Raw genomic sequence first — 23,120 nt, forward strand, 5'->3', positions numbered from 1 at the left:
CTGCCGTCTCCAGATCTCGCTGCCGCCGGGGATTCGCATGAATCGCGCGGTGGAGCGCTGGGTCGAGTTCCGCCGAGCACGCGGGATGGGGGCGATCGACGACGCGGTGCCGAGCGACGTTCGCGTCGCGGGCGTATGGGTGTACGACGCTGCGCAAGAACGCTGGCACGCGGGCCCCTGGCCCGCGGCCATGCGCTGCTATGTCATCGATACCGAGAGGTCCCGCGAGCCCGAAGACTGCGTCATCGACAACCCGGTCGATGGGGTGTCCTTCGACGCGTCGAGCTGGGGAGATCGTCACTTCATCCATGCCTGCGCGCCGGACGGGCAACGGATCGCGCTCGACGATGGGGTCCTCGACCTGGCGACGGGCTGGGTCGGCAGCTTCGGGCGGTTCGACGAAGCGTCGATACCCGAGGACCTCCCGATCATCGAGGCCCGCGGGATCGCCCTCGACGCCGCCGACTTCGGCGAAGCCGTCGCGTGCGACGACGAGGGCAAGATCTGGTGGGTCCGCAACACCGCTGAATTGGGGCTCGACCCCGTGTGGGAACGGGGGATCCGCGGAGCCCTGGGGCGGGGCCTGCCCGGCCTCACGTCGCTCCTCGCGTCAAAGCGGCGACGGTTTCGGCGTGTCCCCGACAGAACCCATGGAAGGGTTCACAACACGAAACCCGAGAGCAAGGGCCCGCGAGCGCCGCTCGGCAGGAAATCGCCTCGCGCGCCCGTGGATTCCCAAGGCAAACCCACGGTACGCTCGCAAGAATGCGCCGTACCCTGCCCTGCCTCCTCACGTCGTCCCTCCTCTCTCTTGTCCTCCTCGGCTGCGGTGAAAACACACCGGCGTCCCCCGCGCTCGGCTCCGCGCGCGCGGCCCTCGAAACCATCATCGGCCCCGAGATCGGCCTCGGTGATCCCCTCCCCGGCTTCGCGGCCGAGGTGCAAGGCAGCCCCGCGGCGGCCTTCGGCGACGGCGCGTACTTCGCGGTCTGGCAAGACGGGCGTAATGGCCGGGACCGCCTCTTTGGCTCGCGCGTGATGCCGGGCGGCACCCTCGTCGACCCCTACGGCCTTCACCTCGCCGACGGCCGCCATCCCGCGATCACCTATGACGGAACGAACTTCCTCCTCGTCTACGAGGGCAGCACCTCGGAGCCTTCCGGCGCCTCTCCTTCGAGCGTGCGCCTGATGCGCGTCGACCCGGCCGGCGCCGTGCTCGATCCCGGCGGGATCCTCGTGGCCGAGGACGAGCACATCCAGGCCAAGGTCGCCTCCGATGGCCAGGGCGCCCTCGTCGTCTGGGACAAGACCTGTCCCTTCTCGAATTGCGAGGTCCGCGCCGCGCGTGTCGCCGCCGATGGCACCGTCCTCGATCCCGGCGGCTTTCTCGTGGCGCCCGCCGACGACGCCCCCGACCCCGCGCGTCCCGTCGTGGCCACGGACGGCACCGATTACCTCGTGGTCTGGAAGGACGGGGAGATCCGCGGGCGCCGTTATTCCGGCGCAGGCGCCCCGCTCGATCCCACCCACGTCGTCCTCGTCGCCGAGCCGCAGGCCGACCATGCCGTGCTCGTCCACGATGGCGCCCAGTACGTGCTCGGCTGGGGCCATTCCACCGGCGCGTTCGCCGCGCGGATCTCGTCCGCGGGCGTGATGCTGGACCCGAGCCCGATTCCGGTGTCGGGCGTCGCGGGGTATCCCTCGGGCCTCGTCGCCTCCCACGACGGCGTGAACACGGTCTTCGCCTGGAATGACTACGAGCCGATGACCGACGCCGTCACGCTGCGCACGGCGCGCCTCTCGCCGGCCGGGCTCCCGCTGGGTCCCCCGGCGGGCGTGCCGCTCGGCAACAACGTCTACGACGTCGCCCTGGCCAGCAGCGGTGCGGGGGCGCTCGCCCTCTGGACCCAGCGGAGCCACAGCTCCGACGACGTCAACAGCGGCGACATCGTCGGCACGCGCCTCGATCCCGCGGGCGCCGCGCTCGACGATCCCCGGATCGTCGTCTCGCAGAGCTCCAATCAACAATACCAGCCCGCGGTGGCGTTCGACGGCACGAACCACGTCGTCGTGTGGACCGACGACCGCGATTTCGAGCAAGGCATCCAGTGGTACGACATCTACGCCGCGCGCTTGTCCCCGGACGGCACCCTGCTCGACCCGCAGAGCATCCCCGTCTTCACCGGCGCCAACATCCAGATGGAGCCCCGCGCGTTCTTCGACGGCCAGAACACCCTCGTCGTGTGGGGGACCGATTCGTCCTTTCCTGCCTATGAATATCCGCTCGCGGTCCGCGCGGCGCGCTTGAGCCCGGCCGGCGTGGTCCTCGATTCCCCGCCCTTCGTCCTCCCGGCCTCCCACGACGCGGCCACGGACGGCGCGGGCCTGATGTTCGTGGGCGCGAGCGAGGCGGGGGCTCTCCACGCCTTCCGCGTGGGCCAGGACGGCGTCGTCTCCCCGGTGATGGACCTGTCCGCGGCGCCTGCCCAATGGGTCGGCTCCGCGCCGACCCTCTCGTTCGACGGGACGAACTTCCTCGTGACCTGGGCCTCCAGCACCGGCATTCGCGCCGGCCGCCTGACCCCCGCGGGCGAGCCGCTCGATCCAGGCGGCTTCCTGGTCGCCCCGTCCGCGTCGCCCACGCCGGCGGTCTTTCCCGACGTGGCCTTTCAAGGGACCCACCACGTCGTCGTGTGGCAGGAGCGCAAGCCGCAGGAGGAGGAGCGGCGCGTGGATCTCCGCGCCGCGCGCGTGACGTCCGACGGGACGGTCCTCGACCAGCCCGCGCTCCTGCTCGCCGAGGACGTGCCGGTCGGCCCTTGCGACGACGTCGCGTTTTATCACGGCTACGTCCAGGGGACGTGCCCCGCCCTCGTCGCCGTGGGGCCCCGCGTGCTCGTCGCGTTCCGCGTCCTCACGGCGCCCGCGGACCCGGCCGCCGTCGACCTCGTGGCGAGGACGATCGAAGCCGACGGCACGGTGACCCCGAAAGTCCCGCTCTCGGCCGAACCGACGTGGGTCGAGGGCGCGCCCGTGATGGCGGCGGAGAATGCGAACAAGGCTCTCGTGGCGTATGCGCGGTTCGTTCCGGGAGAGCCGTTCGGCGCGAATCGTGTCTTCGGGCGATTCGTGGAGCTGGACGGTGCAGGCGGAGGCGGGAGCGGGAGCGGGAGCGGGAGCGGAGGCGGGAGCGGGAGCGGGAGCGGGAGCGGGAGCGGAAGCGCAGGCGCAGGCGGGGCCGGCGTTCCGCCGCCCGCCAACGGCGGCGAGGGCTGCGACTGTCGGGTGACGCCGGGCGAGACGAAGCCGCTTCTGCCCTTCGGCGCCGCGGCCTCCCTCCTCCTCGTCGCGCGCCTTCGCCGCACGACGCGCCGAGCCTCCAAGTTTGTTCGGGAGCGCTCCAAAATGGAGCGCTGGGTGCTCCAAAATGGAGCGGGAAGGCCTCAAAATCTTGGGTGAACCTTGGAAGCTAGGGCCGCATCGCCGTCCTCGATCACCGCTTGGATACCGATGGCCTCTGAAAGCGAACGTAGTCGAAGCGACCGATGAGGTCCGGCACTCCGTCGGTGATGACGCGGTTGTGATACCTGTCGACACGGTTGAAGATCAGGTCCCACTTCAGTGAGTCGTAGTCCGTGTACGCGATGAGCCCCACCTGAAGCGTTCGCGGCAGCTCGGGACGCTCCTCCCGGCGCATGACGCGCCAGTCCTCCTTCTCCGCGCGACGAAGAAGCGTGATGCGCGTGCCGACGCGCGCGATGCGAAGCTCCACCCAGCCGGGGGTTCGTGGGCTGAGCTCGAGCCGACTCGAGCTGTCCTTGGTATTCTTCGTCTCGAACTGAGGGACGCCGTCACCGTCGCCGGTCCCGGCCGTGATGAAGATCCAGTTCTCCGTGCCTTCCTTCCAATTCTTGCGCCCCTCGTCGTGGGGTGCGCGAGCGAGCAGACCCGCAAGCGAATACCCCCGCGCGGGTACGTCTGTGCTCGCACCCGTGACCAAGACGCGCGTCGTGACGATGAAATCACCCGTCACCTTCTTGAAGAGGAACGGCGCGTGAAAGTCGCCGAACCAGAAGCTCGCATAGGGTTCCAAGGTGAGATTTCCTGGGTTCGCCGTATTGGCGTCCAGCTTCTTGATCTCCTCCGGCCATCCCTCCACGTCGCTCAGCTTTGCCCACTGCGAAAGCGTGGAAGCGTCCTCGAACTCGTCGCTCAGCAGCGCGAGGTCATCGTTGCCTTGGGGGGAGGCGTCGACGGCGAGCGTTTTCTCGTCCGCATGAACGTCCCACTCGGGCCCCACCCGGTCCACATGGCTCACGAAGCAGCCACTGGCAAACGTCGCAGCACCAAGCGCGAGTGCGAGGACGGCCATGTGCCTTGGGGGGCTCTTGCGCGCATGATTCCGGAGGGCATCTTCTTTTTTGAACTTGGTCAGCATATGAATTCTCCTCGCGAGCGGCTCAAGACCGAGCGCGCTCTCCGCCGCGACGATGTCCCGCGCCCTCCGACATGAAGAACTTTGCGCTGAACCTTCCCGATGAAGGAAGTGATATGATTTCATGGACGTCGATGCATCGCGTGCAGGATCGTTTCGACACGATGGCCCTTGGAGAGGTCGCCTCGGCCTGATATTGGAAGAAGACCATGCGAGACCTGTTCGCCACCCTGATCGACCAGCTCCGCCGCGTGCCCGAGGTCGTCGTGCTCGGCGCCGAGCTCGGGCCGCCCGCTTCGGCCGAGACGCTCGCGCGCCTCGACGCCTGGTTCGACGGCCCCGTGCCCGGCGACCTGCGCGCGTTTTACGCCGAAGTGGGCGCCGTGCAGATCCGGTGGATGGCGGCGAAGAGCCCGCGTTACGTCGGCCGCGAGGACACGTTCCTGCGCGGCGTGGTGCCCTGGGAGTACGCGCTCTTCGACACGATCGAGAATGCAAAGGAGGACGGCGTGCTCGTCCTGCCGCCCCTCGACGTGGTCCTCGATCGGTCGTGGGAGAACCTCATGGACGGCGTCGACATCTGGGTCGGCGGCGAGATCGACGAAGGACCCCAGGTCGAGGAAGGCGACTTCGACCAGGAGGTGCGTATCTTCGACTTCTCGTCGTTCTACGACTGGCCGGGCTTCTTCCGCGCCACCGGCCTCGTGGGTGTCGGCACTGACCACGGCATCGACTGGTCCGGCGAGCGCGTCCGCTTTCGCGCGCACCTCGACGACGCCCTCGACGAGATGCGAGGACGCATCGAAGCCGCACGCCGCGGACAGACCACGTTCTGACGCCCCCGGCGCGCTCGGGTTTTTCCCGACACAAAAGCACGAAGCCTGCTGCGGGAAAGGCTGATGGCCGGCCGCCCGCTTTCGCGCTATGCACGGCCATGCACCAGCGGCTCCTGCCTTTTGCGGTGGCCTTCGTGTTCGCCGGCTGCGGAGGTCCGACCGGGGACACGCCGAAAGGCCCCACGGACCTTCGGAAGATCGCCCCCGGCGAGCTTCGCGCGCCGTCCGACTTCGCGGGCATCGAGGACACACGCGCCCGCTCCCAGGCCCTCTTCCTCGAAGCGAGCCGCGTGTTCACGCACCCGCGCTGCGTGAATTGCCATCCGAACGGCGACATCCCCCACCAGGGCATGAACATGCAGCTCCACGATCCGCCGGCCGTGCGCGGGCCCGAGAGCCACGGCGTCGTCGGCATGGAATGCACGAGCTGCCACCAGGACAAAAACCAGGCGCTCACCCGCGTCCCCGGCGCGCCCCACTGGGCGCTCGCGCCACTCGAGATGGCGTGGGTCGGCAAATCGCCGCGCGAGATCTGCGAGCAGATGAAGGATCCCAAGCGGAACGGCGGAAAGTCCCTCGCCGCGATCGTCGAGCACAATGCCCACGACGCGCTCGTCGGCTGGGGATGGCATCCAGGGGCGGATCGCGAGCCCGTCCCGGGGACGCAGGAGCAGTTCGGCGCGATCGTTGCGGCCTGGGCAGAGTCCGGGGCGGAATGCCCCGCGGAAGGGGCGAGACCATGAGCGTGCGTATCCGCGTGAACGGCGTCGAGAAGACGCTCGACGTCGACCCCGACATGCCCCTGCTCTGGGCGCTGCGCGACGTCCTCGGCTTGACCGGGACGAAGTACGGGTGCGGCGAGGCGCTTTGCGGCGCGTGCTCCGTGCACCTCGACGGGCAGGTCGTGCGCGCGTGCGTGACCCCGGTGCGCCGCGCGGACGGGCACGCCGTCACCACGATCGAAGGCCTCTCGCCGGACGGGAGCCATCCGCTCCAGCGCGCGTGGGTCGAGCTCGGCGTGCCGCAATGCGGGTATTGCCAGGCCGGGCAGATCATGACCGCGGCGGCCTTGCTCAAGGCGAAGCCCAAGCCGTCCGACGACGAGATCGAGCAATCGATGGCGGGCAACCTCTGCCGGTGCGGCACGTATGCGCGGATCTGCGCGGCGATCCGCAAGGCCTCTGGAATGCCGGAGGGCGAGCGATGAGCCAGGATGCCATGCGCGTGACCCGGCGATCGTTCCTCGTCGGGCTGAACCTCTCGTTGGCCGGCCTCGCGATTGGCCTGCCTGCCCTCGCCGACGAGCCGAGCGGCCGCGCCGGGCCGAGCCCCCGCGCCGCGGCGCCCGAGGACGGCCCGGGGCTTCGTCCCAATCCGTTCGTCCACGTCGCGCCGGATGGGACGGTGACGCTCGTCTGTCATCGCTCCGAAATGGGCCAGGGCGTGCGGAGCACGATTCCGGTGCTCTTCGCCGACGAGCTCGGCGCGGACATGAAGCGCGTCGTGATCCGCCAGGCCGACGGCGACAAGAAGTACGGCGACCAGAACACCGACGGATCGAGCAGCATCCGGAAGTTTTACGACGATCTCCGGTACGTCGCCGCCACCGCGCGCACGATGCTCGTCGCGGCCGCGGCGGCGAAGTGGAAGGTAAAACCCGAGACGTGCGAGGCGCGGGGGAACGTGGTCGTCCACGTGCCGACGAAGCGCACGCTCGGCTTCGGCGAGCTCGCGGAGGCGGCGGGGAACTTGCCCGTGCCCAAGCGCGAGAACGTAAAACTCCGGCCGAAGAGCGAGCTCGGGTGGGCGAACAGCACGTCCTTGCCGCTGCTCGACGGGCCGGCGTACGTGACGGGTCAGGCGGTGTTCGGGGCCGACCTGAAGCTGCCGGACATGCTGATCGCGGTGATCGCGCGGCCCCCCGTGGTCGGGGGAAAGGTCGCCCGGTACGACGCGACGCGCGCCCTCCAGGTCCCCGGCGTCAAGCGGGTCGTGGAGATGCCCGCGGCGGCGCGGCCTTATGGATTCCAGCCCTGGGGCGGGATCGCCGTGCTCGCGGAGAACACGTGGGCCGCGATGCGCGGGCGCGCGGCGCTCGACATCACGTGGGATCTCGGGGACAACGCGGGCTACGACTCGGTCGCCTACCGGGACACGCTGCTTGCGTCCGTGCACGCGCCGGGGACGACGTACCGCAACCTCGGCGACGTCGACGCGGCCTTCGCCAAGGCGGCGCGGATCGTGGAGGCGGACTACGTGGTCCCGCACCTCGCGCACCTCTCGATGGAGCCGCCCGCGGCCCTCGCGCGGGTCACGGGCGGGCGCTGCGAGGTCTGGTCGCCGACGCAGCACCCGCAGGCGGCGCGGACGCAGGTGGCGAAGACGCTCGGCCTCGGCGAGGACGCCGTCACCGTGCACGTGACGTTGCTCGGCGGCGGGTTCGGGCGGAAATCGAAGGCGGATTTCTCGGCCGAAGCGGCGTTCCTCGCGCGCGAGGCGGGCGTGCCGGTGCGCGTGCAATGGACGCGCGAGGACGACATCCACCACGACTATTACAACACGGTGAACGCGCAGCAGATCCGCGCGGGCCTCGACGCGAAGGGCAAGGTGATCGCGTGGCAGCACCGGACGGCGTTCCCCCCGATCAGCTCCACGTTCAGCGATGCCGACCGGCCGGGCATCACGGACCTCCAGCAAGGCGTGCTCGATCTCGCCCTCGACGTGCCGAACGTCCGCGCCGAGGCGTGCCCGGCGAAGGCACACGTGCGGATCGGCTGGTATCGGTCGGTCTACAACATCTTCCACGCCTTCGGGATCGGCTCGCTCATCGATGAAATCGCGCACGCGCGCGGGGCGGATCCGCGGGAGGTGTGGCTCGACATCATCGGCCCGCCGCGGATCATGGGGCTCGCGGCGCTCGGCATCGAGAAGCTCGCGAATTACGGGGAGAGCCTCGAAAAACATCCGGTCGACGCAGGCCGGCTGCGGCGCGTGGTCGAGCGGGTGACGGCGTCCGCGAACTGGAGCGAGCGGAAGAAGGACGGCCGCGGTTATGGCCTCGCCGCGCACCGGAGCTTCGTCTCGTACACGGCGGTGGTGCTGGCCGTCGTGCCCGATGAGCGGAACAAGGTCCGCGTCGACGAGGCCTGGATCTGCATGGACGCGGGCCTGGTGGTCAACCAGGAGCGCGCCCACGCGCAGATGCAGGGCTCGGTGGTCATGGGGATCAGCAATGCGTTCTTCGGCGGGGTCACCATGAAGGGCGGCGCGACGCAGCAGTCGAACTTCCGGGACGCGCGGATCGCGCGGATCGGCGAGGTGCCGCGGAAGATCCACGTGGACCTCGTGCCGAGCGACGGCCCTCCGTGCGGCGTGGGCGAGCCGGGCGTGCCGCCGGTCGGCCCGGCGCTGGCGAATGCGGTGTTCGCCTTGACGGGCAAGCGCATCCGCGAGATCCCGCTCGTGCGGGGGCTCTCCGGGTAGTGCTTGGCCGCCGCCCGCGCCCCGGGGCTCTGCCCCGGACCCCGCGGGGGGCTGTCCGCCCCCTCGACCCCGGACCAGGGCCAGCCCTGGACCTCTGGGCATCGACTGCGCGAAGCGCAGTCGATGCGGGGGAAAATTCTTGTAGATGTCCGTCCCCTCGACCCCGGACCAGCCAGGGGCGCCAGGGGCTGGACCCAGGGTTGAAAAACTGCGCCACGCGCAGTTTTTCAAACGGGCCGACGAAGAAGCCGGGGTGCCAGCCGAACCAGCAGCGCGGCCGTCTCGGTGGGCAACGCCGCTGCTGGTCTTGACCGGGCCTGTTCGATGAACTGCGCATCGCGCAGTTCATCGAGCTTGGGTCCAGCCCCTGGCTGGTCCGGGTGCAGGGGCGGACAGCCCCTGCTGGGGTCTGGGGCAAAGCCCCAGCGAAGCGCGGGATGCCGGGGGGCGTGATGCGGGGTAGGAAACCGCCATGGCGCATGTGCTCGTGATCGATGTCGGCAGCTCGTCGGTGCGCGCCGCCATTTGTGATGGGCGCGCGCAGATCCTCGCGGAGACGGCGGAGTCTCATGCCTTCACGGTGGCCGCGGACGGCACCTCGGAGGCGGACGCGCGCGCGTTGCGGCGCGCCGTCGAGGGGTGCGTCGATCGAATCGTGGCGAGCGCGCCGCCGATCGACGCGGTCGCGCTGGCGACGTTCGTGGGGAACCTGCTCGGCGTGGACGCCGCGCACGAGCCCGTGACCCCCGTGTTCACCTATGCCGACACGCGCCCGGCTGCGGACGTCGAGGCATTACGGAGCGAGGTCGACGTCGCGTCCTTGTACCAGGCGACGGGGTGCCCGCTGCATACGGCGTATCACCCCGCGCGGCTGCGCTGGTATGCGCGGAGCGGGCGGATCACGCCTGCGATGTGGATCGATGTCGGCACGTACCTGTACCGCGCCTGGTTCGGCCGGGAGGTGCCGTGCAGCTTGTCCGTGGCGGCCTGGGGGGGCCTGCTCGACCGCGGATCTCGACGCTGGTCGGCCGAATGGCTGCACATCCTCGGGCTCGCGCCGAAAACCCTCCCACCGCTCGCCGGCGCGTGGCATACCGAGAGGGGCCTCGCGCTCGCCTATGCCGAGCGCTGGCCCGCGCTCCGCGACGTGCCGTTTTTCCTGGCCCTCGGGGACGGGCTGGCGGCGCACGTCGGCAGCGGGGCGATCGCGCCGCGGAGCACCTCGTTGACCGTCGGGACGACCGCGGCCCTGCGGCAGATGCGTGTCGCAGAGACCCCGCCGTGTCCCGTGCCGAAAGGGTTATGGGCCTACGCCGTCGACGAAACACACGAGCTCCTCGGAGGTGCCACGAGCGAAGGCGGAAATGCATATGCCTGGGCATGCGCGCATCTGAGGCTCGACGGCGAGCCCCTCGTGTTCGGGGAGCCGTTCGCGCATGGGCTCACTGTGTTGCCCATGTTCGCGGGCGAGCGCAGCCCCGGGTATCGGCCGGACGCGACGGCCACCTTGCACGGCTTGCGTCTCTCGACGACCCCGCGCGACATCGTCCAGGCCTTGTACGAATCGATTGCCTTGCGCCTCGCGCAGATCCTCGACGCGCTCGGCGGCACAGGCGCCCTTCACGCCGGCGGCGGCGCGCTCTCCGCCTCGCCGGCCTGGGCGCAGATGTTCGCGGACGCCATGCAGACGCCCGTTCACCTCATGGGCGAGGAGGCGACGGTGCGCGGCGCGGCGATGCTGGCGCTGGAGGCGCGGGGCCTCGGATCCCTCGCCGACCTCGCCCCGTCCGCTTCCCATCGTTTCGCGCCGCGGCCGGAGGTCGCCGGCGTCTATCGGGCCGCGAAGGAGCGGCAGATCGAGCTTTATCGCAGGCTCTATCCGTGACTACCAGCGGAGCTCGTCCGGAAAATACGTCGCGAGGAGGTCCTGGTAATAGGGGCGCAGCCGCGCCACGTCCGGCGGCGCGTCGGCCTTCGAGTAGAGATCGTAGGGGTTGAAGCGCCGCACCCACTCCATCATCCGCCGATCCTGCTCGTTCATCAGGTGCCCATAGGCCCCCTCGCGGTGCGCCGCGTAGAATGAGTGATACCGGATCATGTACTGGGCCTCCATCGGGAGGTAGTCCTTGACCACGTGGTAGAGGTATTCGTCGTGCCCCCACGACATGTGGACCTCGGCGAGCCCACAGCCCTCCTCGTAGATGCCACACGGCGTCTGGGAACGCGGGTTTTGCAGATCGGGGTTGTTCGCGAAGAGCTCGGGGAAGACGATCCGATCCGAGAACGCGCAGCCCAGGGGGAACGTGTCGCCCACGACGGCCCATTGCGGCTCGCCCCACAAGCAAAGGACCTTGCCGGCGTCGTGGATGAGGGCCGTCAGCACGAACCACGGCGGCTGCCCGTCGCGCCGCGCCGCCTCCGCGGACTGGAGCGCGTGCGCGATCTGCGACTGCTCCGTGTCCGGATCGCTGTCGTCGACCAGCCGCTCGAGCCGCTCGAGCACCTCCCACATCCCCGCCCGCTGCCGATGCAGGCTCAGGTAGCGGCGCTCCTTCTCCAGGACGAACGAGAGCGTCTGGTTCTCGTGGTTCAGCCGGTAAAGCTCCTTGACGCTGGGCCTCGCCTCGGCGCGGTAATCGCGGAACTCCGAGGTTTCCTTTTTCCCAGCGGCGCTCGCTCGTTTGCCGTCCTCTATCGCCTGCATTGTCCCGGGCAATAGCGCGAAGGGCCGGGCAGCGCTAGGATTGTCGAAAGGTCGCAGCGTAGGCTCTCCGCGAGGAAATGGGAACATGAACAGAGAGCGCTCCGTCCGCCGCTCTGCGTTGTGGAGGGTCCTCGGCTGCCTCCTCATGGTCCTCTTCGCCGCCGCGTGCGGCAGGGGCGAGCGCGCGAGCGCGACCACGCGTGATTCCCGCGCGCGCCCGCGCCTCGCGGTCGTCACCCACGGCCAGGCCTCGGATCCATTCTGGTCCGTGGTGAAAAACGGCATCGACCAGGCGGCGAAGGACATGGACGTCACCGTCACCTACCAGGCGCCCCAGGCCTTCGACATGGTCGCGATGAGCCGCCTCATCGACGCCGAGGTCGCCCGCAAGCCGGACGGGCTCATCGTTTCCGTGCCCGATCCCGCCGCCCTCGCGCGCTCCTTGCAGGCCGCGCGAGACGCGGGCATTCCCATCCTCACCATCAACGCCGGCGGCGAGGAGGCGCGGAAGATGGGCGCGCTCCTGCACATCGGCCAGAGCGAATACGACGCCGGGAAGGCCGGCGGCGAGCGATTCGCGCGCGCCGGCGTGCGCCGCGCGATCTGCGTGAACCACGAGGTCGGCAATGTCTCCGAGGACGAGCGCTGCCGCGGCTTCCTCGACGCGCTCACGAAGGCCGGCGGCGAGGGCCGCGTGCTCTCCGTGAACGCCGCGAGCCCCACGGACATGCAGCAAAAGATCCTGGCCGCGACGACGCCCGAGGTCGACGGCGTCTTCACGCTGGGCCCGGCCGCCGCGCGCGCGGCCCTCGCGGCGCTGCAATCGGCGAACCGGCTCGGCACGACGAAGCTCGCGACGTTTGATCTCTCGCCCGAGATCCTCGCGGCAGCGCGCGACGGGCAGATCCTGTTCGCCATCGATCAGCAGCAATACCTGCAAGGGTACCTCGCCGTCGTCCTGCTCGCGCAATACGCCCAGCACGGCGTGCTCCCCGCGGCGGAGGCCATCCCCACGGGGCCCTCGTTCGTCACGCGGGAGAATGCGGCGGCCGTGATCGACGCGAGCAAGAAAGGCATTCGGTAGCCGTGTCCGCGCGAACCTGGCTCGCCCGCCCCGAGCTCGGCGTCGTGGCCGCCGTGGTGGCCGCCTGGTTGTTTTTCGCCGTCACGGCCGGTGATTCCGGGTTTTTGACGCTCTCCGGGACGGCGAGTTACCTCGCCATCGCCGCGGAGCTCGGGATCCTGGCCGCGCCCGTCGCGCTCTTGATGATCGCGGGCGAGTTCGACCTCTCCGTCGGCTCGACGATGGCCGCGAGCGGGATGACCGTCGCGCTTTGCACGACCGAGCTCGGCTGGCCTTTGTGGGGCGGCATCGCGGCGGCCGCGGCGCTCTCGGCGTGCGTGGGCCTCGTCAATGGCCTGATCGTCACGCGCACGCGGTTGCCCTCGTTCATCGTCACCTTGGGAACGCTCTTCATCCTGGCCGGCGGCACGATTGGCACGACGCGCCTCCTCACCGGACGGACCCAGGTGGGCGGCCTCGAAGACGCGGGCGGGTTCGGCGCGGCGCAGAAGCTCTTCGCCGGGCAGATCGGGCCCTTTTCGATCACGTTGCTCTGGTGGGTGGGCCTCACCGCGCTCGCCACGTGGGTCCTCGTGCGCACGCGGCCGGGGAACTGGATTTTTGCGGTTGGCGGCGCCCCGGACGCCGCGCGCCGTCTGGGGATTCCGGTCGACCGCGTGAAGATCGTCCTTTTCATGACGACGGCGCTCGCGGCGTGCCTGGTCGCGACGTTTCAGACCGTGCAGTTCCGCGGGACGGACGTCCTGCGCGGCACGGGCAAGGAGCTCGAAGCCATTCTCGCCGCGGTCCTCGGCGGCACGCTCCTCACGGGCGGGCGTGGCTCCGTCGTCGGCGCGGCTTGTGGCGCGCTCCTCTTTGGCATGGTGCAGCAGGGCATCGTGTTTTCGGGCGTGGATTCGGACTGGTACAAGGTCTTCCTCGGCGCCGTGCTGATCCTGGCGGTGCTCCTCAATAGCTCCGTCCAGACGCGGGCGGCGGAGGCGCGGCGATGAGCCACGAGACGAAGGGTTTGGCTCCGATCCTCGAAGCGGAGCACATCACCAAGCGATTCGGTCGTATCACGGCGCTCGAAGACGTCTCGATGCGCGTGCATGCGAGCGAGATCCTGTGCGTGCTCGGCGACAATGGCGCGGGCAAATCGACGCTCATCAAGACCCTCTCGGGCGTCCATCCGCCGGACGAGGGGCGGCTGCTCGTGGACGGCGAGCCCGTCCGGTTCTCCTCGCCGCGCGACGCCCTCGCCCGGGGCATTGCCACCGTCTACCAGGACCTCGCCATGGTCCCGATGCTCTCGGTCGTGCGTAACTTTTTCCTCGGCGCCGAGCCGACGCGGGGCGTGGGGCCGCTCCGGCGCCTCGATTTGCGTGAGGGCGAGGTGGTGGTGCGCGCCGAGCTCCAGCGCATGGGGATCGAGCTTCGGGACCTCTCGGTGCCGGTCTCGGCGCTCTCGGGCGGGCAACGCCAGGCGCTCGCGATTGCGCGGGCGATTCATTTCGGCGCGCGCGTGCTCGTGCTCGACGAGCCCACGTCCGCGCTCGGCGTGAAGCAGGCGGGCATCGTCCTGCGGTACGTGATGGAGGCGCGGACCCGCGGGTGCGGCGTGATTCTCATCACCCACAACCCGCACCACGCGCACATGGTCGGGGATCGATTCACCCTTTTGAACCGGGGCCGCTGCGAGGGAACCTTCGCGAAGGCGGACATCACGCGCGACGAGCTGATCCGGCGGATGGCGGGCGGCGAGGAGCTGGAGCAGCTCCAGCACGAGTTACGCGCCTCGTAACCGGTAAAGCACCTCGCCCGCGTTTCGCACGACCAAGATCCCCTCCTCTTCCCGCCCCTCCCACGCCGCCGGATCGACGTGCCGGGGATCGGCAAACCCGAGGTGGATCCGCCGGCAGCGCTCCTCCGGGATCCCCGTCGCGAGCGTCACCTGGATCCGCGGGCGTTCTCCCTGCTCTGCGTCGTAGCTGCCCGCGCCTTTCACGTGGGTGCTGTGCGCGAGGATGGAGAGCGGGATCGTGCGGAACCGCTCCCATTGCGCGAGGAAATAATCCCGCACGTGGTAGCCGACCCGATCGATGAGTGTGCCGTGGGTGAACGAGACCTCCGCGAGGTGCGGCGCGTAAATGACGACCTCGCCGCCGTCCTCCACCACGGGCTCGGTCTTGTACATCGCCTTGGCCGCGGTCCAGAGGTCGGCGTATTTCGTCGAGGGGAGCGAGAGCACGCGCTTGTAGCGCCGCGCCGTGTGGACGATGTTGAGCTCGTTCGAGAGATCGGCCGCCGCGCTCCACGCTTGCGCGTGAGGACCGACGTAAAGCCCGTGGAGATCCACGCCGCGCAGCACGAGGGCCGCGCAGAGCACCGGCACCGGCACGAATTCGGCTGCGCGGTGGATCACCCGCCGGACGATCGTGTCCTTGACGCCGATCGTCGACATGCTCGTCGAGAGCGCCCCGAGCCAGTGCGTCGTGTCGATGATCTCGCGCCCCGCGATGCCCGGGAACAGATACTTGGCGCCCCCGGAAAACCCCACCACCTCGTGCGGAAATACGGGGCCGCAGATCAGGAGTTGATCGTAATCGAAGATCCGGCGGTTGATCCGCACCTCGGTCGCGACCGCGAGCAGCCCGCCGGTGAGGCGCGCCATCTCGTCCTCGCCGATCACACTGAGGGTCGCGAGCGCGCCCGGATCGTCCCACGCGTGATTGAAGATCGAGGTCCGCCCGCCGTCGCGACCCGGCGCATCTTTCCCGACGAGCCGTTCGATGGCGGCCGTTTCCATGGGCGGATGCGTGCCGAGGGCGATCAGGTAATCGAGGCGCGCGACGCGCCCCGCGAGGAGCCTGTGGAGGAGCCGAAAGAGAAGCGGGATCGGCGCCGTGCGGGTCGCGTCGGGAAGAAGGACGAGGAGCCGTTTGCCCGTGAGCGGCAGCGCGGCGAGCGCCTCGTCGAGGATCTCGTGGACGGCCTCGTCCGTGAGGCATTGCCCGGGAGACCCCTGGCCGATCAGCATCTCACACCCCACTCTGGGCGGAGAACCCGCCGTCCACCGGCAAGACCACGCCCGTCACGAAGGCCGACGCCGGGCTGACCAGGAAAAGCAGCGCGCCGGAGAGATCCGTCGGCGCGCCCATCCGCCCCATCGGCGTGTGCGAGACGATCGCCCTCCCCCGCTCGGTGAACGTGTTCGTCGCGGGATCGGTGAGCAAAAATCGGTTTTGATCGGTCAAGAAGAACCCGGGCGCGAGCGCATTGACGCGGATGTCGGGGCCGTACATCTGGGCCATGTGGACCGCGAGCCAGCGCGTCAGGTTGACGACGGCGGCCTTCGCCGCGCCGTACGCGGCCACGCGCGTGAGCGGGCGCTCGGCGCTCATGGACGTGATGTTCACGATGCTGCCCCGGCCCCGCGCGGCCATGCCACGCCCGAAGGTTTGGCAGGGCCTCAGCGTGCCCTGCACGTTCAGGTCGAAGACCTCGCCGAACCCCGCCGGATCCAGCTCGAACAGGCTCCGATCCGGGCCGGTCGTGGCTTTCGGGTGGTTGCCCCCTGCCCCGTTCACGAGGATGGTCACGGGACCCAGCGTGGCCTCGATATGCCGCGCGGCGGAGTCGAGCGCCTCGGCGTCGAGCACGTCACATGGCACCACGAGGGCCTCGCCGCCGTCCGCGCGGATCGACGCCGCCACGCGCTCGCAGGGCTCGCGCCGCCGCCCCATCACGGCCACGAATGCGCCCGCCGCGGCGAGCGTGCGGCAAAACGTGGCGCCGAGCACGCCGCTGCCGCCCGTGACGACCGCCACCTCGCCGCGAATGTCGAAGAGCGCTGCCGGAGTCATGGGGAAAGATCCTCCGCGCCGAGCCGATAGGCGCGCTCGGCCAGACCCACGGCGCATTCCGTCGCGAGCTCCGCGGCCTCCTCCGCGTCGAGCCTGCCCGTCACGACGAGCCCCGCGAGCCAGTTGCAGCTCACCCGGCGCCAGACGTCGTGCCGCGCCGGGATCGAGCAAAACGCCCGCGTGTCGTCGGTGAACCCCGCCGTATTGTAGAGGCCGGCCGTCTCCGTGACCTGATCGAGGAAACGGACCATGCCATTCGGGCTATCGAAGAACCACCAGGGCGGCCCCAGGAGGACGGCCGGATAATACCCGGCGAGCGGCGCGAGCTCGCGGCCATAGGTGCTCTCGTCGAGCGTGAAGAGCAGGAGCCGGAAGCGTGGATCGTCGCCGTACGTTTCGAGCAGCGGCCGCAGGTTGCGCGTCCATTCGGTGGCGACGGGGATGTCGGCGCCGCGATCGGGGCCGAAGCGCGTGAAGAGCGCGCCGTGGTGGTCGCGCAGGCTGCCGGCGTGGAGCTGCATGACGAGGCCATCCTCGAGGCTCATGCGCGCCATTTCCATGAGCATGTGGGCGGAGAACCGGGCGGCGTCCTTTTCGTCCGCCTCGCCGCGGAGCGCGCGCAGAAAGATTCGCTCGGCCTCGGCGGGGCCGAGCCGCTCCGCGTACGGCGTGACGGCGCCATGGTCGGTGGCGGTGGCGCCGAGCGCTTTGAACGTGGCGCGGCGCTCTTCGAGGGCCCGGATGTAATCGGCGTAGGTCGTGATGTCGATGCCGGCGGCCACGCCGAGCCGCTCGATGTGGTCACGGAAGCCGGGCGTGCCGAGGTGCACGACGGCGTCGGGCCGGAACGTCGGCCGCACGTCGAATCGGCCCTCGGATTGGAGGCGGCGGTGGTGTTCGAGCGAATCCGCGGCGCCGTCCGTGGTGCAGAGAATACGAATCTGGAATTTTTCGTACAGCGCGCGCGGGGAAAACGCCGGCTGTTCGAGGCGCTCGGCGAGGTGATCGTAGATGCGCTGGGCGTTTTTTCCGTCGAGCCGCTCCGTCACGCCAAAGACCGAGAGGAGCACGTCCGAGAGCCAGAGCCCGCTCGGCGTTCCACGGAACACGTAAAAATGGTCGGCGAAGCGCTGCCAGACGCGGCGGTGGCCACGCTCGTGGCGGCTCCCGTCGCGGGTCGGCAGGCCGAGGTCTTCCATGGGCACGCCGCGGCTGTGCAGCATGCGGCAGACGTAATGGTCCGGCAGGACGAACAGGTCGGCGGGCGAGCCGAAGCGCGCGTCGGGATCCGCGAGGAGCGCGGGATCCACGTGGCCGTGCGGGCTCACGATGGGCAGGTCGCGCACCAGGGCGTAGAGCTCCCGGGCGGACGCTCGCTGCGAGGATTCCGCGGAGAAAAGGCGGTCGGGGTCGAGCGACCAGCGGGGCGGCATCCCTCCCAGTATAGGGACACGAATGCGAGGGCGAAGCCCAGGGCGTGTCCTCGTGGATCCGCCAGGCGAACGCGGCCCGCGCCCGCGGGGCGCCGGATGTGGATTTCATGGCAGGTCGCCCCTTTTTGGGATCCTCCCGCCACGCAGTCGGCTTACGCTGGGCGCATGAAGACCAGCCACGTCGTCCGCACGTTCTGCGGACCCCTCGCCGGTGTGGCGCTGCTCGCGAGCTGCGCGGTCACGCCGGCGGAGACCTACGACTCGGTCGAGCAGGCCATCGGGGAGCCCGTGGGGGAGCTGCCCAACCACGACGAGCGGGTCCTCGGGTTCTGGACGAACCGCATTCGCGCCGCCCCGGGGCCTTTTGATGCCCTCCTGAGCCCCGACGGGACCACGCCGTCGGGCCGACCCATCCCGAGCCCGACACCGCCGCTCGAGCTCGTCGCCGACCTCGCGCGCGCCGCGCACTTCCAATCGAACCACATCGCCACGACCACGTGCCCGCTCTGCGCGGATCATTCGACCTGCTGCGTGCTCGCCGGGCAGGACGAGGACACGCACTGCGAAGGCGCCGTGACGGCGTGTGGGGTCACGAGCCAGGGCGAACGTTTCTCGCACTTCTCGGACCGCGCCTCCACAGAGAACGCCGAGGAAGGCAACTCGAAACCCGAGCTCGCGATGCTCTCGTGGATCACCTCCCACGCGCACTGGGGAGCCATCAACGGCGCCGGCTACACCGCGCTCGGCACGGGCGCGGTCCTCGCGAACCGCTACGCCCATCACCTCGTGTTCGGCGTCCAAGGCACCTACCCCGTGGCGGGCGACGGGACCCATTTTTACGATCTCAGCCGGGATGGATCGTTCATGGTCAAAGAAGCGCCGGTGACGAACCCGACGTTCGGGATCACCTACTATTTGCCTGGGGGTGGGGCCCCGAAGGTCGCCGAGGTCGTGCGCTCGCTCGACGGGGGGGAAGCGGTCTGCGACTCCCTCGCGCTGAAGTACGGCACGGAGGCGCATGGCACCTACGAGAAGGCGATGACCCTCGAATCGGGGTGCCATCGGTATTTCTTTCACCTTGTTGATAGCAATGGCACCGAGCGTATGTATCCCACGACCGGGACCCTCGGCGTCCCCATCCACGTGAGCGCTGACAAGTGCCCCGATTTCTCGGCCGCTCGATTCGAGGCTCCCTGCGCCGGGACACCCGGAAGCTCGGGAGAAGGTGGCGCGGGCGGGAGCGGGAGCGGGAGCGGCGGCGCTGGCGGAAGCGGCGGCGCTGGCGGAAGCGGCGGCGACGGCGACGAGAGCGGCGGCGCCTCCGGATGTGGATGCCGCGTTGCGCCCGTCGGCTTCGAGGCGACGGGCGGCGGGCTCGTGTTCCTCGCGCTTGCCGCATGGGTGCGACGACGGGCTCTTCGATAGGCCGATGCGCGGCCCCCGTCGTCCTCATCCTCTGTCGCGCCGTCGCCTCGTCTTTGGTTTGTTTCTTCAATGCTCCTCACCTGGAGGGGGATTGCCCCGCTGCGCGCCGACCCGGTAGGATGAGGGCCGGCGCCATGCTCCTCACCGACGCGCGGTTCGACCTCCCGCCCGACCTCCCTTTTGCTCCCGGGGCGAGCCCGTTCCGGCAGAAGGGCCATGTCTATCGCGGAAACCACGACTTCATGAACAAGCGCGTCCCGGGGGGATTGCCTGCGATCCGAGAGGCCTTGCCGGCGCCCGCGCTCGTGAAGTTCTTCGAGCAGCGATTCGAGGTGTCGGAGTGGTACGACTCGCTGCCCAATGTCTACCTCCAGGACGCAGCGGCGCGCGCCCGCGGCGTGCCCTTCGAGGAGCACGCGCGTGAGCTCGGCGTGTGGCACGCGCGCGAGCGGCTCAAGGGTTTTTACAGCGTCCTGCTCCGGGCCGCCTCGACCGAAAGCGTGGCGGTATGGGCTCCGCGGGTCCCGTCGATGTATTATTCGTTCGGCAAGTTCCAGACGCAGATCGTCGGTCCACGTCGGGTCTCGCTCTCCGTCCGCGGCGTGCCCGTGATTCTGGCGCGCTGGCTCGGCGCGATCATGGCCGCGGCGGGCGGGGAGATGGTCCTCATGGCCGGCGCGAGGGACCTCCACTGCGAATTCCCGAGCGCGGAGCCCGAGGGCACGGCGTACGGCGTTCCGGTGTGCCGGCTCGAAGGCGAGGTCACGTGGAGATGAACCGGCGAAATCAGGAGCCCGGATTGCACACGCCGACGGATCCCTCCGCGCAAACGACCCCTTTGATCCTGGCGCCGCTCAGGTTGCTGTCCGTGTAGTTGTTGCGGGCCTGGCCGTCGACGTCGCCGAGGACGGCGTTCCGGAGGTCGCAGCCGAGGAAATCGATGTTGCTCTGCTTTTCTTCGGTGAAGCTCGCGCCGACGAGGCTCGTCTTCGAAAAGACCTGGTTGATGAAGAAGCCGTCCCAAAAGCTTTGGTCGGCCTTGGCGTTCGTCACGGTGCAGTAGCGGATGACCTCGTACGAGATCATGCTGAAGCCCGTGAGGTCCGAGTTCTCGAAATGGGAGTGGTAGCAGATGTCCGTCTCGATCCGCGCTTTCCGTAGGTTCGACGAGAGGAAGCGGTTCTGCGTGAAGATCCAGTGTTGTCCGTGTCCGCTCGACGTGCCCAGGTAGGCCTCGCTCAGATCGGTGTTCACGAACTGGCTGTCGCCGATGCTGTTCGCCCAGATGCGGGCGCCGTGCAGGTTGGCGTTCGTGAAATCGACGTGGCTGATGGATTGCGCCCGGAGCTCGATCCCGCTGAGGTTCGCGCCCGACAAATTCGTGTGACTGAGCCCCTGGATCGTGAGGACCCGTCCTTCCAGGTGGACGCCTCGCAAGTCACACCCGGTGCAACCGCCGGTCGCGAGCAATGTCTCCAGGTCGGCGTTCGCGTCCGCCGCTTGTGCAGGGCCGAGGCACGCGGCGGTGAGCAGGAAGGACGCGACGGCGGGCAGCAGCGAGCGGAAGGGCATCGGTGGAGTGCCGACGAGGCGACGAATGCGCATGCCTCTTCGTAAGCACCGGCCATACCCGTGCAGGCCGATCCCTTACGGTACACCCGCCCGCGCCGGCTTCCTGCACCAGGAGGTGGATCCGTCGGGCGAGGTGCCCGCCTCGCTGCCGACGGCCTCGCTGCTTTTGCTGTCGCTCCGGCTCCCGTTGCAGCGACAGTCGCTGCATTCCAACACCGCGCGATTTCGAGCTCCGATCCCAGCAGGGAAAGGGCGCGACCGGACGGCTGGCGCGCTGCACCTTCGTGCTAGCTTCGCCGCGGAGGTAAGGACGGATGGTTCGTGCTCGATTTGTGAATCTTTCGCTGCTCTCCTGTGCAATCGCCGCCGGATGCGGCGGCGGCGGGGGCAGCGCCGGTAGCGAGGGCGGCGAGGGCGGCGCGGGCGGCGCGGGCGGCTCTTCGGCGAGCATGTCGTCCTCGTCCGCATCGTCGTCGAGCGCTTCGTCCGCGTCCGCGTCTTCGAGCGCGTCTTCCTCCTCATCGAGCGCGTCGAGCGGCACGGGCGGCGGCGGCGGCGGCATGCCCGTGGGCACTTGCGCCGATCCCATCGACATCACCGACGCCATCGCGTTGAATGGCTCCTACCAGGGAATCGCGAATCAGTTGGCGAATACCCTGTCGGCGGCCTGCGGCAGCGCCGCCGACGACAAGGCCAGCACGCTCGTCTTTCAGGTCCCCGCCGCCGGCAATTACCGGATCGAGGCCACGGGGCCCGGGAGCGAACTGGGGCACGGTGTATACGTGCGGGCCGCATGTGACGCGCCGGAGACCGAGCTTGGCTGCTTGGCGACGTCCGGCCAGATTCGCCTCGGCATCCCCGCGCCCATGACGCTGTACATCACGGTGGCCGGCTTCTGGTTCGAGAGCGGCTACACCCTGACCATCGCCGCCGATCCTCCGTGCGCGTCGGACGCCGATTGTATCAACACGGGCATCGGCTCTCTCTGCAACCCGGCGGGCGTCTGCCTCGCGTGCGAGGGGATCGACGACTGCAACGGCCGGCTCTGCGATGTCATGGTGGGGCAATGCCTGCCGTGCAGCGGCGCCATGGATTGCGTGGGCAACCCGTTCGGCAGCTTTTGCTCCGACACCGGCGTTTGCAGCGGCTGCACCGTCGACGCCGAGTGCGCCGGCATGCCGCAGGGGCAGGTGTGCCTGCCGCAGACCCATTCCTGTGGCTGCATGGCGAACGCCGATTGCCCGGCCGACAAGGAGGCGTGCGTCGAGAGCACCTGCATCGACTGCAAGCCGGGGTTCATCGATTGCAACGGATCGACCAGCGACGCCTGCGAGATCGATCCGCTCGTCAACCCCGCGCATTGCGGCGGCTGCGGCGGCTGCTCCTACGGCGGCTGCAATGCGGGCGTCTGCTCCCCTGCACCCACGTCGCTCCACGAGGGCATGGCGACCGTGCTCGCGGTCGACGACGACCGCGTCTACTTCGATGACGGCGGCAACCTCCTCGCGCTCTCCAAGAGCAACGGCAGGGTCTCGACCCTCGTCTCCGCGCAGGGCCAGATCCGCCATATCGTGGTCGATGCCGGGTACGTCTACTGGAGCGCCCACCAGAACTCGAATGGTCATGTTCGTCGCCTCTCCAAGGGCGGCGGCGCGCCGGAGACGCTCTGGTCGCAGAACCTGGGTTTGCTCGGCAGTATTTCCGACCTGGAGATCGACGCGGCGGATGTGTTCTTCTCTTACACCATCTCGCCATGGCACATCATCGCGCGGATGCCGAAGAGCGGCGGCGCGACCACCGCGCTCGTCTCGGATGACGCGTCCCTGCAGGACGACATCACGCTCGCGGGGAATTACGTCTTCTACAATGACTTCTTGGACCTCCGCCGCGTGCCCAAAGCGGGCGGGAACTCGGTGTACCTGCTCCAGGGGGACGTGAAGTCGGACGGGACGCACATCTACTTCTACGACGAAGCCGGCGGGGTGCGTCGACGTGATCTCGACGGGATGAACGACGCGGTGATTGCGAGCCCGCTCGCGGGATGGAAGCTCCGGGTGCGGGCCGTCGACGACACCACCGTTTTCCTCGACGGCGGCACAGGGCCCGATGGCGCGTACCAGAACGCCCCGGGCAAGTTGAATACCTTCCTGTTCGCGGTCCCCAAGACCGGGGGAATGCTGCGCATGATTGGCTCCGGCGTCGGCGCCGGTCAACTCGCGCTGGACGGCTTCGGCAGCGACGCCACGCACGTCTACTTCACGGTTGCCGGCAAGCTCCTGCGCCTGGCGAAATGAGCGGTCGCG

Annotated in this window: 18 protein-coding genes; 12 read left to right on the forward strand and 6 right to left on the reverse strand. The window is 69.3% G+C overall.

Annotated features, from left to right (window positions below; genetic code table 11):
* The first annotated feature begins 765 nt into the window (after positions 1-765).
* A complete protein-coding gene (locus E8A74_RS52960; protein ID WP_170229550.1) occupies positions 766-3,459 on the forward strand; it encodes a hypothetical protein in 2,694 nt (897 codons plus the stop codon).
* A 34-nt stretch (positions 3,460-3,493) separates the two neighbouring features.
* Here the strand turns inward: E8A74_RS52960 and E8A74_RS32640 are convergent, their stop codons facing one another.
* Complete coding sequence (locus E8A74_RS32640; protein WP_136933031.1) at positions 3,494-4,438, reverse strand: DUF1349 domain-containing protein; 945 nt, start codon at positions 4,436-4,438, stop codon at positions 3,494-3,496.
* Positions 4,439-4,644: 206 nt separating this feature from the next.
* Between E8A74_RS32640 and E8A74_RS32645 the strand changes: the two genes are divergently transcribed.
* From E8A74_RS32645 to E8A74_RS32665, 5 genes are all read left to right on the forward strand, one after another.
* Entirely contained in the window at positions 4,645-5,271 is a 627-nt protein-coding gene (locus E8A74_RS32645; RefSeq protein WP_136933032.1) for an SMI1/KNR4 family protein, read from the forward strand.
* A 98-nt stretch (positions 5,272-5,369) separates the two neighbouring features.
* Positions 5,370-6,014: an Isoquinoline 1-oxidoreductase subunit gene (locus E8A74_RS32650; protein WP_136933033.1), complete on the forward strand. Its 645-nt coding sequence runs from the start codon at positions 5,370-5,372 to the stop codon at positions 6,012-6,014.
* Complete coding sequence (locus tag E8A74_RS32655) at positions 6,011-6,478, forward strand: (2Fe-2S)-binding protein (RefSeq protein WP_136933034.1); 468 nt, start codon at positions 6,011-6,013, stop codon at positions 6,476-6,478. Before E8A74_RS32650 ends, E8A74_RS32655 begins: the two co-directional genes overlap by 4 nt.
* Complete coding sequence (locus E8A74_RS32660; protein ID WP_136933035.1) at positions 6,475-8,754, forward strand: xanthine dehydrogenase family protein molybdopterin-binding subunit; 2,280 nt, start codon at positions 6,475-6,477, stop codon at positions 8,752-8,754. The genes E8A74_RS32655 and E8A74_RS32660 overlap by 4 nt, the downstream gene beginning before the upstream one ends.
* Before the next feature lie 472 nt (positions 8,755-9,226).
* Positions 9,227-10,639 carry a gluconokinase gene (locus E8A74_RS32665; protein ID WP_136933036.1) on the forward strand — a complete coding sequence of 471 codons (1,413 nt, stop codon included), beginning with the start codon at positions 9,227-9,229 and terminating at the stop codon, positions 10,637-10,639.
* On the opposite strand, the gene E8A74_RS32670 is transcribed toward E8A74_RS32665, so the two are convergent.
* Positions 10,640-11,458: an inositol oxygenase family protein gene (locus E8A74_RS32670; protein WP_136933037.1), complete on the reverse strand. Its 819-nt coding sequence runs from the start codon at positions 11,456-11,458 to the stop codon at positions 10,640-10,642.
* 85 nt (positions 11,459-11,543) lie between these two features.
* Between E8A74_RS32670 and E8A74_RS32675 the strand changes: the two genes are divergently transcribed.
* Genes E8A74_RS32675 through E8A74_RS32685 form a run of 3 tightly spaced genes read left to right on the forward strand, consistent with a single transcriptional unit; the run spans position 11,544 to position 14,325 of the window.
* Entirely contained in the window at positions 11,544-12,542 is a 999-nt protein-coding gene (locus E8A74_RS32675) for a sugar ABC transporter substrate-binding protein (protein WP_136933038.1), read from the forward strand.
* Positions 12,543-12,544: 2 nt separating this feature from the next.
* On the forward strand, positions 12,545-13,534 hold the full coding sequence (locus tag E8A74_RS32680; RefSeq protein ID WP_136933039.1) for an ABC transporter permease: 990 nt from the start codon (positions 12,545-12,547) through the stop codon (positions 13,532-13,534).
* Complete coding sequence (locus tag E8A74_RS32685) at positions 13,531-14,325, forward strand: ATP-binding cassette domain-containing protein (RefSeq protein WP_232379856.1); 795 nt, start codon at positions 13,531-13,533, stop codon at positions 14,323-14,325. The genes E8A74_RS32680 and E8A74_RS32685 overlap by 4 nt, the downstream gene beginning before the upstream one ends.
* Here E8A74_RS32685 and E8A74_RS32690 read toward each other — a convergent pair.
* Genes E8A74_RS32690 through uxaC form a run of 3 tightly spaced genes read right to left on the reverse strand, consistent with a single transcriptional unit; the run spans position 14,311 to position 17,820 of the window.
* Positions 14,311-15,561 (reverse strand): lactate racemase domain-containing protein, encoded by a 1,251-nt coding sequence (locus E8A74_RS32690; RefSeq protein ID WP_136933040.1) that lies wholly within the window; start codon positions 15,559-15,561, stop codon positions 14,311-14,313. The two genes, E8A74_RS32685 and E8A74_RS32690, sit on opposite strands and share 15 nt — an antisense overlap.
* Position 15,562: 1 nt before the next feature.
* Positions 15,563-16,387, reverse strand: a complete 825-nt coding sequence (locus tag E8A74_RS32695) for an SDR family oxidoreductase (protein ID WP_136933041.1) — start codon at positions 16,385-16,387, stop codon at positions 15,563-15,565.
* Positions 16,384-17,820: a glucuronate isomerase gene (gene uxaC / locus E8A74_RS32700; RefSeq protein ID WP_136933042.1), complete on the reverse strand. Its 1,437-nt coding sequence runs from the start codon at positions 17,818-17,820 to the stop codon at positions 16,384-16,386. Before uxaC ends, E8A74_RS32695 begins: the two co-directional genes overlap by 4 nt.
* 165 nt (positions 17,821-17,985) lie before the next feature.
* On the opposite strand from uxaC, the gene E8A74_RS32705 reads away from it, so the two are divergent.
* Positions 17,986-19,245, forward strand: a complete 1,260-nt coding sequence (locus E8A74_RS32705; RefSeq protein WP_136933043.1) for a CAP domain-containing protein — start codon at positions 17,986-17,988, stop codon at positions 19,243-19,245.
* A 134-nt stretch (positions 19,246-19,379) separates the two neighbouring features.
* Positions 19,380-20,021 carry a hypothetical protein gene (locus tag E8A74_RS32710; protein ID WP_136933044.1) on the forward strand — a complete coding sequence of 214 codons (642 nt, stop codon included), beginning with the start codon at positions 19,380-19,382 and terminating at the stop codon, positions 20,019-20,021.
* Positions 20,022-20,031: 10 nt separating this feature from the next.
* On the opposite strand, the gene E8A74_RS32715 is transcribed toward E8A74_RS32710, so the two are convergent.
* The gene (locus E8A74_RS32715) at positions 20,032-20,850 is read right to left on the reverse strand and encodes a pentapeptide repeat-containing protein (RefSeq protein ID WP_136933045.1); all 819 of its coding nucleotides are present in this window, start codon (positions 20,848-20,850) and stop codon (positions 20,032-20,034) included.
* Between the two features lie 281 nt (positions 20,851-21,131).
* On the opposite strand from E8A74_RS32715, the gene E8A74_RS54170 reads away from it, so the two are divergent.
* Entirely contained in the window at positions 21,132-23,111 is a 1,980-nt protein-coding gene (locus E8A74_RS54170) for a TolB-like translocation protein (protein ID WP_211365495.1), read from the forward strand.
* Positions 23,112-23,120 lie beyond the last annotated feature (9 nt).

The sequence above is a fragment of the Polyangium fumosum genome (assembly GCF_005144585.1).
Lineage (GTDB): Bacteria > Myxococcota_A > Polyangia > Polyangiales > Polyangiaceae > Polyangium > Polyangium fumosum.